9 protein-coding genes are annotated in these 13,082 nt (G+C 76.0%); 5 read left to right on the top strand and 4 right to left on the bottom strand.

Going from position 1 to position 13,082, the window contains the following annotated elements; translation table 11 throughout:
- The first annotated feature begins 10 nt into the window (after positions 1 to 10).
- Genes JN535_RS08005 through JN535_RS07995 form a run of 3 tightly spaced genes read left to right on the top strand, consistent with a single transcriptional unit; the run spans position 11 to position 4,333 of the window.
- On the top strand, positions 11 to 2,041 hold the full coding sequence (locus JN535_RS08005) for a dynamin family protein (RefSeq protein ID WP_374100486.1): 2,031 nt from the start codon (positions 11 to 13) through the stop codon (positions 2,039 to 2,041).
- Entirely contained in the window at positions 2,038 to 3,780 is a 1,743-nt protein-coding gene (locus JN535_RS08000) for a GTPase (RefSeq protein ID WP_205204826.1), read from the top strand. Before JN535_RS08005 ends, JN535_RS08000 begins: the two co-directional genes overlap by 4 nt.
- 55 nt (positions 3,781 to 3,835) lie before the next feature.
- Positions 3,836 to 4,333: an acyl-CoA thioesterase gene (locus JN535_RS07995; RefSeq protein ID WP_205204823.1), complete on the top strand. Its 498-nt coding sequence runs from the start codon at positions 3,836 to 3,838 to the stop codon at positions 4,331 to 4,333.
- Between the two features lie 61 nt (positions 4,334 to 4,394).
- On the opposite strand, the gene JN535_RS07990 is transcribed toward JN535_RS07995, so the two are convergent.
- The 3 genes from JN535_RS07990 to JN535_RS07980 form a co-directional block, all read right to left on the bottom strand.
- Positions 4,395 to 7,007, bottom strand: a complete 2,613-nt coding sequence (locus tag JN535_RS07990; RefSeq protein WP_205204822.1) for a glycoside hydrolase family 9 protein — start codon at positions 7,005 to 7,007, stop codon at positions 4,395 to 4,397.
- 100 nt (positions 7,008 to 7,107) lie between these two features.
- The gene (locus JN535_RS07985) at positions 7,108 to 8,643 is read right to left on the bottom strand and encodes an SDR family oxidoreductase (RefSeq protein WP_307868413.1); all 1,536 of its coding nucleotides are present in this window, start codon (positions 8,641 to 8,643) and stop codon (positions 7,108 to 7,110) included.
- Positions 8,640 to 9,626, bottom strand: coding sequence for a DNA topoisomerase IB (locus JN535_RS07980; protein ID WP_205204820.1), 987 nt, complete (start codon positions 9,624 to 9,626; stop codon positions 8,640 to 8,642). Before JN535_RS07980 ends, JN535_RS07985 begins: the two co-directional genes overlap by 4 nt.
- A 291-nt stretch (positions 9,627 to 9,917) precedes the next feature.
- Here JN535_RS07980 and JN535_RS07975 point away from each other — a divergent pair, with 291 nt between their 5' ends.
- A complete protein-coding gene (locus tag JN535_RS07975) occupies positions 9,918 to 10,658 on the top strand; it encodes a hypothetical protein (protein WP_205204819.1) in 741 nt (246 codons plus the stop codon).
- 80 nt (positions 10,659 to 10,738) lie between these two features.
- Positions 10,739 to 11,356 carry a hypothetical protein gene (locus tag JN535_RS07970; protein WP_205204818.1) on the top strand — a complete coding sequence of 206 codons (618 nt, stop codon included), beginning with the start codon at positions 10,739 to 10,741 and terminating at the stop codon, positions 11,354 to 11,356.
- 180 nt (positions 11,357 to 11,536) lie between these two features.
- On the opposite strand, the gene JN535_RS07965 is transcribed toward JN535_RS07970, so the two are convergent.
- Complete coding sequence (locus JN535_RS07965; RefSeq protein WP_205204817.1) at positions 11,537 to 12,928, bottom strand: endo-1,4-beta-xylanase; 1,392 nt, start codon at positions 12,926 to 12,928, stop codon at positions 11,537 to 11,539.
- Between the last annotated feature and the right edge of the window lie 154 nt (positions 12,929 to 13,082).

Below are 13,082 nucleotides of genomic sequence, written 5' to 3'. Positions count from 1 at the left end.
GACTGGCGGCATGACGGCCAGCGGTGACCCCGGAGACGACGCGGTCCGCGGCGTCCCCGAGCCGATGGCCGACGGCCCGCGCCCCGGCGGGGTCGCGGCGGGCGCCGGGGCGACGGCCGGGCTGGTGGAGTCCCTGGAGATCCTGCGCGGCCGGCTCGCGGCCGCGCGGCTGCCGCTGGACCTGCCGGGAGCGGGCGCCGCGCGCGAGGACCTCGACCTCGCGGTGCACCAGCTCGACGACTACCTGCTGCCGCGCCTGCGCTCGCACGCCGCGCCCCTGCTCGTCGTCGTCGGCGGGTCGACCGGCGCGGGGAAGTCGACGCTCGTGAACTCCCTGCTCGGCGAGCACGTGTCGGCGCCCGGCGTGCTGCGCCCGACGACGCGCGCGCCCGTCCTGGTCCACCACCCGCTCGACGAGCGGTGGTTCTCGACCGACCGCGTCCTGCCGGGCCTCGCGCGCGTGAGCGAGCACGGGCCGCGCCCGGGCGGCGACGCGACCCCGGGCGGGACCGCTCCCGCGGCGCAGCCCGACCCGACGCGCACGCTGCGGCTCGTGGCGAGCGACGCGCTGCCGCAGGGCCTCGCGCTCGTGGACGCGCCCGACGTCGACTCCGTGGAGACGGCGAACCGCGAGCTCGCCGCCCAGCTCCTCGCGGCCGCGGACCTGTGGCTCTTCGTCACGACGGCCGCGCGCTACGCCGACGCCGTCCCGTGGGACCTGCTGCACCGCGCGGCCGAGCGTCGTGCGCAGGTCGCGATCGTGCTCGACCGGGTCGACCCGGGCGCCGAGGCCGTGGCCCACGACCTGCGCCGCATGATGGACGAGAACGGCCTGGACGCCGCGCCGCTGTTCGCGGTGGGGGAGTCCGAGCTGGTGGACGGCTTCCTCCCGGAGCCCTCCGTCGCGGAGGTCGCGTCGTGGCTGTCCGCGCTCGGCGCCGACGGCGACGCGCGCGACCGGGTCGCGACCGCGACGCGTGACGGCGTCGTGGACGACCTCGTGCGCCGGGCCGTGCTCGTGGCGGGCGCGGCCGACGCCCAGGCGACGTCCGACGCGCGGCTGCGGGCCGTCGTCGGGCGTGCGTACGACGAGGCGGCGGCGACCGTGGACGCCGCGACGAGCGACGGGGCGCTGCTGCGCGGCGAGGTGCTCGCGCGCTGGCAGGACTTCGTCGGGACGAGCGAGCTGTTCCGGTCCGTGGAGCAGGGCGTGGGGCGCGTGCGGGACGCGGTCGCGGCGTTCTTCCGTGGGCGCCCGGCGCAGGCGCCGCAGGTGGAGCAGGCGATCGCGCACGGGCTGGAGGCCGTCGTGCTCGACGCGGCCGACGCGGCCGCCGAGCGCGCGTACGGCGGGTGGCGCGCCGACCCTGCCGGCACGGCGCTGCTGGACGGGCTCGACCTGTCGCGCTCGTCGGCAGGCGTGCGGGCCCGGGTCGCCGAGGAGATCCGGGGCTGGCAGTCGGACGTGCTCGACCTCGTGCGCGAGCAGGGCGCGGGCAAGCGCGGGGCAGCACGCGCGCTGTCGTTCGGGATCAACGGGCTCGGGCTGAGCCTCATGGTCGTGGTGTTCGCGTCGACCGGTGGCCTCACGGGCGCCGAGGTCGGCATCGCCGGAGGGACGGCGATCCTCGCGCAGAAGCTGCTCGAGGCCGTGTTCGGAGACGACGCCGTGCGGCGCCTCACGCGGACCGCGCGCGAGCGTCTCGCCGAGCGGGTGCGGGCCGTGCTCGACGACGAGGCCCGGCGCTACACGGCCCAGCTCGACGCGCTCGGCACCGCCGACGCGGACGAGACGGCGCGCTCGGTGCGCGAGGCCGCGCGGGCGGTCGAGGCGGCGGCGCGCGTCGAGCGCTCCGCGCGAGGCACCGGCCCCGACGCGGGACGCGTCGCGGTCGGGCGGCACGCCGCGCGGCTCCTGCGCGGCGCGGGGTGGCGTGCGGCGCCGGAGGACGAGCCGGTCGCGGGGCCGGGCGAGGAGAGCTCGAAGCCCACGTCGCGCCCCGGGTTCTGGCGGCGGCTGCTGGGCGGTGAGCGCGCATGACGATCGACCTCGCCGCGCGCACGACCGCCCTCGAGACCGCCGTCCGCGCGGGCGAAGGGCGCGTGGACGCCGACCTGCTCGCCGACGCGCGCACCGTCGTCGCGCGTGCCCGCGAGCGGGCGGGCCTCTCGGCCGACCACACCGTCGTCGCGCTCGCCGGCGCGACGGGCTCGGGCAAGTCGTCGGTCTTCAACGCGCTGGCCGGGGACGACCTCGCGACGGTCGGGGTGCAGCGGCCGACGACGTCGCACCCGATCGCGGCCGTGTGGGGACCCGCCGGGTCGCCCGAGGCGGGAGCGCTGCTCGACTGGCTCGAGGTACGCCGTCGGCACGAGATGGGGACGCCCCTCACGTCGGGCGACCCGGGCGACGCGCGGCCGGGAGGCGGGCTCCGCGCGCTCCTCAAGGGCCGGCGCGCCGCAGAGGTCACGAGCGGCCTCGTGCTGCTCGACCTGCCCGACCACGACTCGGTCGTCGTCGAGCACCGCGTCCGCGCGGAGCGGCTCGTCGAGCGGGCCGATCTGCTCGTGTGGGTCGTCGACCCGCAGAAGTACGCGGACGCCGCGCTGCACGAGCGCTACCTGCGTCCGCTCGCGGGGCACGGCTCGGTCGTCGTGCTCGTGCTCAACCAGGTCGACCGGCTGACGCCCGCCGACGCGGACGCGTGCCTCGCCGACCTGCGCCGGCTCGCCGCGGAGGACGGGCTCGGCGACGCGCGCGTCCTCGGGGTCTCGGCGCGCACGGGGCAGGGTCTGGACGAGCTGCGCGGGCTGCTCGCGGACGCCGCGGCCCGACGGCGTGCGGCGAACGACCGGCTCGCCGCCGACGTCCGCGGCGTGGCCCGGCGCGTCGCCGCCGCGTGCGGCGAACCCGTCCCGGAGCGCGCCGCGCGACGGGCGCGCGACGGCCTCGTGGACGCGCTCGAGGCCGCCGCGGGCGTGCCGACGGTGGTCGCGGCCGTGCGGGGCTCGGCGGTCCGCGACGCGCGCGCCGCGACCGGCTGGCCCGTCACGCGCTGGGTGGGGCGGTTCCGGCCCGACCCGCTGCGGCGCATCGGGCTGCGGACCGGTCCCGCGCCGGGCTCGGCCCGGGCACGCGCCGCGAAGGAGCTCGGGGCAGGCGAGGCGGAGGTGCGCCCCGAGCTCGCCCGGACGTCGCTCCCCGCGGTCGGCGCGGCCCTGCGCGCCGGCGCGCAGACGGCCGTGCGCGACTACGCGGCCGAGGCCACCGCGGGCCTTCCGGGCGACTGGGCGCTCGCCGTGCGCCGTCGGGCCTCCGAGGGCGCCGCGGACCTCGCCGACGCGCTCGACCAGGCGGTCGCCGGGACCGAGCTCGAGGCGTCGCGCCGCCCCGTGTGGTGGCGCGTCGTGGGCGCGGTCCAGTGGCTCGTGCTCGCGGCGCTCGTCGCCGGGCTGCTGTGGCTCGCCGCGCTGTGGGGCTTCACCTACCTGCGCCTGCCCGAGCCGCCGACGCCCGTGCTGACGCTCGGCGGACCGGGCGCCCCGGAGCTGCCGTGGCCGACCCTGCTCGCGCTCGGCGGGGTCGTCGTCGGCGTCCTCGTCGCCCTGCTCTCGCGCGCCGCCGCGTCCGTGGGCGGGCGTCGCCGGGCGGCGCGGGCCCGACGCCGGCTGCGCGACGCCGTCGGGCAGGTCGCGGACCGCCTCGTGCGGCTCCCGGTGGGCGAGGAGCTGTCCGCGCTCGCGAGCTGTCGCGCCGCGGCCCTCGTGGCGGCCTCCTGACCCGCCGGTCACAAGGTAACGTCAGCCGCGCCCCGTCGAGCGAGAGGACCTCCGAATGACCCGTCTGCACGTCCCCGTCTCCCTGCGGTGGTCGGACCTCGACGCGTACGCGCACGTGAACAACGTCGAGATGTTCCGCCTGCTGGAGGACGCGCGCATCACGGCGTTCTGGACCCACCCCGAGGCCGGCGAGGACGCCTGGCCGACGGCGGTCCTGGAGACCGGGCCGGCCGCGACGAGCCACACGCTCGTCGCGCGGCAGGAGATCGAGTACCTGCGCCCGCTCGGCTTCACGCGCACGCCCGTGCGGGTCGAGCTGTGGATCGGGCACCTGGGCGGCGCGAGCCTCGAGGTCTGCTACGAGGTGCACGACGGCGCCGCCCGCTTCGAGCGCACCGGTCCCACCTCGGGCGGTGCGCCCTACGCGAAGGCGTCGACCACGATCGTCGTGGTCGACGCGGCGACCGGGGCGCCCCGCCGCATCACCGAGGTCGAGCGGGCGGCGTGGGAGCCGTTCGTCGAGGAGCCGTTGGCCTTCCGCCGCCGGAGGTGACCGCGGCCCGCGCCGGGGAGCAGCACCCGGCGCGGGCCGCGGTCACCGCGGTCGGTCGGTCTCATCCCACGGTGCACGCCGTCTCGCCCGAGGCACCGACCAGCGCGAAGCGCGCCGGTGGCGTGTTCACCCCGCCGTGCGCGACGTTGGCGCCGACCTCGACGGACGCCCCCGGGGCGAGGGTGCCGTTCCAGGCGGCGGACCGCACGGTGACGTCCGCGCCCGACTGCGTCCAGGTGGCGCTCCAGCCGTTCGTCACCGTCTGCCCGGACGGGAGGGCGAACGCGAGCGTCCAGCCGTCGAGCGGCGTGGTCCCGGTGTTCGTGAGTCGGAGCGTCACGGTCCCGCCGGAGCCCCAGTCGCTCGACGACCACCGCACCGCGCACGCGCCGGGCGCCGGTCCCGTGGACGTCACCGGGGTCGTGAACGTCGCCGCGGGACCGGGCGCCGACGCGTTCCCGGCCCGGTCCCGCGCGACGACGGCGACGCGGTACGTCGTCTCCGGCGCGAGCCCGGCCAGGGCGTGGGTCGTGCCCGACGTGGTCGCGACCCGGGCGCCGTCGAGCAGCACGTCGTACCCCGCGACGCCGCTGCCCGCGTCCGAGGAGGGCGCCCACGCGACGGACGCCCCGGTCGCGGTGACGGCCGAGACCGTCGGCGTGCCGGGCGTCGACGGCGGCGCCGTGTCCGGCTCGACGGGCCCGGCGGCGGGCTCGGCGCCCCACAGCAGCTCGTCGCCCTCGTAGAGGGTGATGCGTGCGTTCTTGGTGAGGGCGTCGCCGGTCGGGACCTGCGCGAACGACCAGTCGTCCGAGGCGTCCCAGACGTTCGCCGTGACGCGGAACTGCACCTCGCGACGGTGCTGGGACTGGCCGCCGGGGTAGACGACCGAGCCCGAGCAGTCGATCTCGACGAAGTACTGGTCGCCGCCCGCGTGGCCGACGCTCGCCGTCGCGCCGGGGCACTCGGAGTAGTTCGTCGTGGCGCGCAGGGTCGCCGGGTCGGCACCGGCGTCGAGCGTGAACCAGTACCGCAGGCGGACGTCGTCGAGCACGCGCGCCGGGAAGGCCGACCGGTTGCGCAGCACGGCCTTGATCTCCGTGAACGCGGTGCCGGGCTGGTTGAGGCGCGACTCGACGAAGAACTCGTCCTGGTCGGGGGCCTCGGGCTGCGGGAAGTCCGCGAGCGGGGAGCCCCCGTGCTCGCCGACGAGGAACGCGAGCGCCGACGTGAAGCCCGCGTTGTAGTCCGTCGCCACCTCGTTCGCGACGTAGTCGGTCCGGCGGTCCGTGTAGGCGTCGTCCGGTGCACCCGGGCCGCCGACGAGCGCGCCGTACAGGACGTGCCGCGTCGCGGCGGGCTCGGCGAGCGAGTCGAGCCATGAGCCGTGCGCGGTGCGGTGGTGCGGGTTCTGCGGCGAGTCCTCCCCGTACCCGACGACGTACGAGGCGCCGCGCGGGTTGTCGCCGAGCGCGTAGCCGATCTGGCGCTCGCCGAAGTCCTGGTACGTCTGCGCCCGGGCCGTGTCGCCGCGCCCGCGCAGCCAGTCGCCGTACGTCAGGGCGACGAACGCCGTGTTCGCGGCGTAGCGCAGCGACCCCCAGGAGTCGAGGAACGCCTGGCCGCCGGGGGAGTACCGCACCCGCGACCCCTGGTACCCGGTGGTCCAGTAGTCGAGCCACCGGTTCGCGTCGTCGACGTACTGCTGCTTGCCGGTGGCCTGGGCCAGCAGCGCGTACGCGCCGTACGTCTTGTCGTCCCACGCGATCGTCCAGCGGTACGACGGCGTGCTCGTCTGGCTCTCGCGCGAGAGACCGGCGTACTCCTGCTCGGCCTTCGCGAGGTACGCCGCGTCGCCCGTCGCCTCGTAGAGCCAGTACGCGCCCCACACGAGCTCGTCCTGGTATCCGGACCACGAGTTGTAGAACGCGCCCACGGGCACGCAGTCGGAGTACTTGCCGCGGTAGGCGTCGGCGAAGGCGTAGAGCTGCTCCGCGTGCTCCACGAGCTCTGCGGCGTACGCCGGGTCGGAGTCGGCGAGGACGATCGACGACGCGGCCATGGCTGCCGCCGTCTCGCCCGCGACGTCGCTGCCGGGGCACGACCGGTCGACCTTGTACGCAGGCCGGGCCATCTGCATCGCCTCGGCGGGGCCCCACCACTTGTGGTCCGCGTCGCCGTCGCCGACCTGCGCGTACAGCACGTCCGGCTCGGGGTGCGCCTTGATGAAGTAGTCGTTGACCCAGCGCAGCGAGTCGAGGAGCTCGTCCCGCTGGCCCGACGCCGCGTACCCGTCGGGGCTCGCGATCGCGCCCCACGCGAGCATCGTCGTGGTGAACGCCATGGGCAGCCCGAACTTCACGTGGTCGCCCGCGTCGTACCAGCCGCCGGTGAGGTCGAGCCCGACGTCGGCGCCGTCGTCGAGCGCGGAGTCGCCGCGCCAGGTCACCCGGAAGTCGTCGGGGAGGTCGCCCGAGCGCTGGGCGTCGTAGAAGAACAGGGACTTCTGCAGCGCCTCGGCGTAGTTCGGCTCGGCGGCCGCCGCGGCGACCGCCGTGGGGGCCGGCCCTGCGCTCGACGCCGGGGTCGGCGCGGCCGAGGCCGGGGTCGTGGCCGCGAGGCTCGCGACGAGCAGGGCGCCCGTGGCGAGGACCGCGGTGGGTCGTGGGTGCATGGCTGCCTCTCGGTCCGGCTGCGTCCGCGTCGACGCAGGTCGACGCCACTGTCCGGAGGCGGCGGAGCCGGGGTCAAGGAGGGGCGCGAGACCGAAACGTTTAGCCGTCGGCCGCGCGCTCGGCCGCCGCGGCGACGTTGCGCTGCATCCCGCCGAACACGACGCCGTGGAAGGGCTTGACCGCCCACCAGTAGAGCTGGCCCGCGAGGCCGTGGGGGTAGAACAGCGCGCGCTGGGCGAAGTAGGTCCGACCGGGCCCGCTCGCGTCCTCGGGCGAGGGGCCGGGCGCGTCGGGGTCGGTCGCGTCGGGGAGCTCGGCCGCGGCCTCGTCGACGCGCAGCTCGAGCCACGCGAGCCCGGGGAGGCGCATCTCGGCCCGGAGCAGCAGACGACGGCCCGGCTCGATCGCCTCGACGCGCCACCAGTCGAGCTCGTCGTCCACCCGCAGGTGCCGCTCGTCGCGCCGGCCGCGGCGCAGCCCGGGCCCGCCGACGGCGCGGTCCAGGAGGCCGCGCACGCGCCACGCGAGCGACCACGAGTACCAGCCGCCCTGCCCGCCGATCTCCTCGACGACGCGCCACAGCACGTCGGCCGGCGCGTCGACGACCGTCCGCCGCTCGTCGACGTACAGCGAGCCGCCGGCCCAGTCGGGGTCGCTCGGCAGCGGGTCCGACGGCGCTCCCGGAACCGAGGCGGACGACCAGCGCGTCACCACCTCGCCGTCGTGGACGCGTTCCAGGGCCAGCTCGACGGCGCGTTCGAACCCGAGGAGGCCCTCGGGCGGGTCGGGCACGTACCGCCGGACGTCGTGCTCCCGGCACACGACCTCGTGCTGGAGCGACTCGACGAGCGGCCGCGCGATGCCCGACGGCACGGGCGTGACGAGCCCGACCCACAGGCTCGACAGCTTCGGCGTGAGCACCGGGACGCTGACGATCGCGCGGCGGGGGAGCCCGGCCACCCTCGCGTAGCGCTGCATCATGTCGCGGTACGTGAGGACGTCGGGCCCGCCGACGTCGAACGCGCGCGAGACGTCGGGCGGCATCGTCGCTGACCCGACGAGGTAGCGCAGCACGTCCCGCACCGCGATGGGCTGGATGCGGTTGTCGACCCACTTCGGCGTCGTCATGGCCGGGAGCCGCTCGGTGAGGTAGCGCATCATCTCGAACGACGCGGACCCGGAGCCGAGGATCACCGCCGCCTGGAGGACCGTCGTCGGGACGCCCGACGCGAGGAGGATCTCGCCGACCTCCTTGCGCGAGGCCAGGTGGCGCGAGAGCTCGCCCTCCGGGACGTCCGGGAACATGCCGCCGAGGTACACGATCCGCCCGACCCCCGCCTCGCGCGCCGCGCGCCCGAACGTCAGCGCGGTGCGGCGGTCGCGCGCCTCGAACGTGCTCCCGGTGCCGAGCGAGTGCACGAGGTAGTACGCGACGTCGGCGCCCTCGAGCGCCGCGCGGGTCTGCTCGAGGTCGGCGGCGTCGGCGGCCACCGTCTCCACGTCGTGCACCCACTCTCGCCCCGCGAGCCGCTCGGGGTGTCGCGCGAGCGCGCGCACCTCGAACCCCGCGCGCAGGAGCTCGGGCACGAGCCGCCCGCCCACGTAGCCGGTGACGCCGGTGACCGCGGCCCTCACGAGAGGAGCTCCAGGAGCTCGCGCTCCGCGCGCGTCTGCGACCGCGTGGACCCGATGGTCTCGCCGCGCTCCCACAGGTCGAACAGGCGCGGGTCGATGTACGAGGACCGCGCGACGGCGGGCGTGTTCCCGAGCTCCTCCGCGACGTCCTTGACGATCCCCGTGACGATCCTGCGCCGCGCGCGCTCGGAAGCGGGCGCGGCCCCGGCGTCGGCGAGCGCGCGGGCCGCGAGGACCGTCGCGTGCCACGTGCGGAAGTCCTTGGGCGTCGCGTCGTCGCCGAGCCGTTCCTTGATGCCCGCCTGGACGTCGGCGCTCGTGACGTCGTGCCACACGGCACGCCCGCCGGGGCCGTCCTCGCGCCACGCGAGCAGCTCGACGCCGCCGCGGCGCCGCTTGAGCGTCGTGACGAGCTCGGCGACCACGGGGTCGTCCACGACGACGTCGCGCACCTGGCCCGACTTCGCGGGGTAGTGGAAGTGCACGCTCCCGTCGCGCCGGACCCGCGCGTGCTCCTTGCGGATCGTCGCCAGGCCGTAGCTGTTGTTCTGCTTCGCGTAGATCTCGCCGCCCGCGCGGAAGTACGCGAGGTCCAGCAGCCGGAACGCGAGGGCGAGCACCTTGTCGCGGCCCATCCCGGGCTGGGCGAGGTCGCGCGCGACGCGGCGCCGGGCCGCCGGCAGGCGCCGGCCGACGTCGAGCACGTGGTCGTGCTTGCGCCGCGAGCGCCGCGCCCGCCACTGCTCGTGGTACAGGTACTGGCCGCGGCCGGCGACGTCGCGCCCGAACGCCTGGATGTGCCCGTTCGGGTAGCGGCAGATCCAGACGTCGGTCCAGGCGGGCGGGACCGCGAGGCGCGTGCACCGCGCGACCTCCTCCTCGTCGGCGAGGGGCAGGCCCTCGACGTCGAGGAAGAGCCACCCGTCGCCCTTCGGGCGGCGGGTGTACCCGGGGGAGCTCACGGACACGCGGCGCAGTCGCACCCGGTCAGTGTGGGGTGGCGGGGCCGCGGTCGCAGCCCGGCCCGGCCACCGCCGTCCTCAGGGGGGAACCGTCGTGCGGCCCGATCGTCACGGAGCCGTGCGGGAACCCTGCGGGACGCGGTCCCGACCCCCGGCGAGCGCGCGGCGACGAGCATCGGACCCGCTGCTACGGTTTCCCCCGTGCACCTGAGGGCAGACCCCGGTAGTACCGGCTCGAGGGCGGCGGGGGTGGAGCAGGACCACGGCTTGCGCCGTCGGTCATGGCTCCGGGCCGCTGGAGTCACGAGGCTGTTGCCCGGCCTCTGCGTCGTCGCGGTGATCGCGAGCGTCCCCCTGCTCCAGGACCTCGAGCCTCCGATTCCGACGTTCGCGATGGCCGGGATCATCGCCGTCTTCGTCGCCGCGTTCTTCGTGCTGCGGGCGCGGACCGGCGCAGACGTCGTGGATCGTCGTATCGGGCGGGCGCGCGCGGCGTGGGCCCGGTCGCGCGGCTGGGCGTACGAGGCGAGCGCGCAGTGGGACGACGCCGAGGCCGGGCTCGTCGTCTCGCGGAGCTGGCACGTCGTGGGTGTCCGGCATCGCACGACCACGGAGCACGGACGCGTCGAGACGTGGGAGCTCAAGGGGATGGTGGCCTCGCGGCTCGGCCGGAGCCGCCGTGAGGTCGTCTCGGTCGCGGCGCCCACCGGTGCAGGGCGGTTCGGCATGGTCACGGCCGTGGGAGTCGACCCGACCGGCCTCCGACCGGCCTGGATGGACGAGGCCGAACCCGTTCGCCTCCGCGGCTCCCGGCACGGGGTGAGCCAGTGGGCCGGCCCGGGCCCCGAGCCGGACTGGGTGCCGCAGGTCGTCGAGGTCGTCGCCGGTCATGCGGATCTCCCGCTCCTCGTGTGCGTCGGGGGCGACCGCGTCGTGATCGCCGCGATGGACGACCCACGACCCGAGACAGCCGTCAGGAGGCTGGCGCTCGCCGCGAGCGTCGCCTCGGTCGTCGCCGGCACCGCGCCGGCCACGGGCGCGACGTCCGTCTAGCGACGAGACCGATCCCGAGCCGTGCTCCGTGAAGGCGAGCAGCGGCTCCCGCACGACAGATCGACACCGGAGGAGTGATCGTGGGGTTCCCCGAGGAGCGGCTCTCCTGGGCCCGTGAGAACGGCTGGGTCTACGAGGCGCGGCGCACGATCCAGCCCGATCTGTTCGGTCAGCTCTCCTGGCGGGGTCCCGGCGAGCGCGACCGTGCGACGCAGGTCCAGGGCGAGATCCGCGGCCGCTACGCCGGCCGTCCGGCCTTCGCGCACGACCGACCGCTCCCGCTGCTGCGGGCCGAGGTGCGCGCACAGGTGCGCTACGGCAGGATCTCGGGCGTCGCGGCGACCACCGATCTGCCCACCACCTTCGTCCTGCTCGACCGCAGCCGGTTCCGCGCCTCCGTCTTCCCGATGCCGTGGGCGGAGGGACTCACCGTCGCGCGACGCCCCTTCGGCACGACGACGGCGGTCTGGGCCCAGCCCGGCTACCAGGATCTCGCGCTCGCGGCGTTGGCTCCGCTGCTGCAGCAGGCTCAGCAGGTCCTGGAGGGAGGGAGCGGCGGAGACTACCTCGTCGGGACCGCAGGCAGACAGGTCCTCGTCGGAGAGCAGTTCTCCAGCGGCCCGCGAGCGGCGCTCTACCGGATGGGGCTCGCCGACGACGTCGCGACCCGACTGGAAGGTGCCGTGCTAGCGCGGTAGCCGATCCGGGCTCGGGCGACGGCTGGAGAGGACCGCGGACGTCGAACGACGTGCGCGCCGAGCGGAGGGGGACAGCGTCAGACCGGTGGCACGCGCCGCCGGACGACCCGCCCTGCCGGGGGGGTGGTCCCGCTCAGCCGAGCGCCTCGACCCCTGCGCGCCCCGGACGTCGCTCGTCGTTCAGGCGACGTCGCAGGCGGCGCCGTTCAGCGTGAAGGAGGCCGGCTCGGAGTTGATCCCGGAGTGGGCGCCGTTGAAGCCGATGTCCACGCTCGCGCCCGCACCGAGCGTGGTGTTCCACGGCGCCGGCGTGACGGTCACGGTCGCGCCCTGCTGGGCGTACTGCGCGGACCAGCCCTGCGTGACGGTCTGCCCGTCGGGGAAGGCGAACGTCAGGGTCCAGCCGTGCAGCGCGGCCGCCGAGTCGTTGGTGATCCTGACGGACCCGGTGAAGCCCGTGTCCCAGGAGCTCGCCGTGTAAGCGACGGTGCAGGCCGCGGCGGGCTCGCCGCCGCCCGGCCCGTCGTCCCGGGCGCCGAGGACCTCGGCGATCGCCGCGTACGCGGGCTTGGGCGCGTACGCGTCGTCCCAGACGAGGGCGGCGCCCTGCCCGGGGAAGACGCCGGGGATCCACGAGTACCGGTCGGTGATGCCCCAGAGGGTGACGCCCGTGCAGCGGTCGACGTCGAGGCACGCCCGGAAGACCTTCGCGTAGTCGGACGCCTGCTGGGCCAGCCTCGACGCGTCGGCGGGCGTGGACATCCGGATGTCGAGCTCGGTGATGCGCACGTCGACGCCCAGGTCGGCGAACCGCTGGAGGTTCTGCGTCATCGTCGACGGGACCTGCCCGAGGATCAGGTGGGCCTGGAACCCGACGCAGTCGATCGGCACCCCGCGGGCCTTGAAGTCGGCGACGAGGTCGTAGATCGCGGTGCTCTTCGCGTTGATCCCGTCGGTGCTGTAGTCGTTGATGCACAGGTCGGCGTCCGGGTCGGCGGCCCGCGCGGCGCGGAACGCGTCCTCGATGTACCCGTCGCCGAGCTGCCGCTGGAAGACGCTCTGGCGCCGCGAGCCGTCGTCCTCGAACGCCTCGTTGACGACGTCCCACGCGTCCACCCGGCCCGCGTACCGGCCGGCGACCGCGGTGACGTGGTCGACCATCGCGGAGCGGAGCGCGGAACCCGACAGGCCCTCGACCCAGCCGGGCAGCTGGCTGTGCCACACGAGGGTGTGCCCGTAGAGGTCCGCGCCCTGCGCGTCGGCCCAGTCCGCGACCTGGTCGGCCCCGCCCCAGCGGAAGGTCCCGCGCTGCGGTTCCGTCGCGTCCCACTTCATCGCGTTCTCGGCGACGACCAGGGAGAACTCGCGCTCGGCGATGGTCCGGTACGCGGTCTCGGACAGCCGGTTCGGGTCGAGCGCGAAGCCGACGGTCCTGCCGTGCCGGGCGGCGGCGTCGCCGAGCGGCTCCGTGGCGGCGGTCGCGGACGTGCCGGCCGGGACGACCGCCGCGGCGACGAGCGCCGCCGTCGCCAGCGTCGTCGCGAGAGATCGTCTGGGGCTGGTCCTGCGCATGGTGCACTCTCCAGTCCGGGCCGACGTCGCGACCCTCTGTCGTGATCGGGTCCGACGCGCGGGAGCCGGCGTTCGATATCGATATCGAACCGCTCGCCGGACGTCGGTGGTTCTCGTTCCCGGGGGGCGGCCCACCCGAGAACGGCCGGCGGCC

This window comes from Cellulosimicrobium cellulans (assembly GCF_016921195.1).
GTDB lineage: Bacteria > Actinomycetota > Actinomycetes > Actinomycetales > Cellulomonadaceae > Cellulosimicrobium > Cellulosimicrobium cellulans_F.
This window is presented reverse-complemented; position numbering and strand designations above follow the sequence as displayed.